Below are 1,146 nucleotides of genomic sequence, written 5' to 3'. Positions count from 1 at the left end.
GGATATGTGTATGAATGACACGACTTCGGCGGTACGCTTGAGCCCCGCTACATTGTCGGCGCGGAATCACTTGACCAGTGAGCTATTACGCACTCTTTCAAGGGTGGCTGCTTCTAAGCCAACCTCCTGGTTGTCTCTGCGACTCCACATCCTTTCCCACTTAGCGTACGCTTAGGGGCCTTAGTCGATGCTCTGGGCTGTTTCCCTCTCGACCATGGAGCTTATCCCCCACAGTCTCACTGCCGTGCTCTCACTTACCGGCATTCGGAGTTTGGCTAAGGTCAGTAACCCGGTAGGGCCCATCGCCTATCCAGTGCTCTACCTCCGGCAAGAAACACACGACGCTGCACCTAAATGCATTTCGGGGAGAACCAGCTATCACGGAGTTTGATTGGCCTTTCACCCCTAACCACAGGTCATCCCCCAGGTTTTCAACCCTGGTGGGTTCGGTCCTCCACGAAGTCTTACCTCCGCTTCAACCTGCCCATGGCTAGATCACTCCGCTTCGGGTCTTGAGCGCGCTACTAAATCGCCCTATTCGGACTCGCTTTCGCTACGGCTTCCCCACACGGGTTAACCTCGCAACACACCGCAAACTCGCAGGCTCATTCTTCAAAAGGCACGCAGTCACGAGACGCACCCGAAGGTACGTCCGACGCTCCCACGGCTTGTAGGCACACGGTTTCAGGTACTATTTCACTCCGCTCCCGCGGTACTTTTCACCATTCCCTCACGGTACTATCCGCTATCGGTCACCAGGGAATATTTAGGCTTAGCGGGTGGTCCCGCCAGATTCACACGGGATTTCTCGGGCCCCGTGCTACTTGGGTGTCTCTCAAACGAGCCGCTAATGTTTCGTCTACGGGGGTCTTACCCTCTACGCCGGACCTTTCGCATGTCCTTCGCCTACATCAACGGTTTCTGACTCGCCTCACAGCCGGCAGACTGTGAAAGAGAGATCCCACAACCCCGCATGCGCAACCCCTGCCGGGTCTCACACGTATACGGTTTGGCCTCATCCAGTTTCGCTCGCCACTACTCCCGGAATCACGGTTGTTTTCTCTTCCTGCGGGTACTGAGATGTTTCACTTCCCCGCGTTCCCTCCACACTGCCTATGTGTTCAGGTATGGGTGACAGCCCATGAC

The 1,146-nt window shown here is 56.1% G+C and carries 1 rRNA gene; it reads right to left on the bottom strand.

Features of this window, described 5'->3' with window-relative positions:
* A 23S ribosomal RNA gene (locus ACFXI3_RS47115) occupies positions 1-1,146 on the bottom strand; the annotation flags it as partial.

Origin of the sequence: Amycolatopsis sp. NPDC059235 (assembly GCF_042754125.1) — a bacterium.
Lineage (GTDB): Bacteria > Actinomycetota > Actinomycetes > Mycobacteriales > Pseudonocardiaceae > Amycolatopsis > Amycolatopsis albidoflava.
The sequence above is the reverse complement of the archived record's forward strand: the minus strand, read 5'-3'. Positions and strand labels throughout refer to the sequence as shown.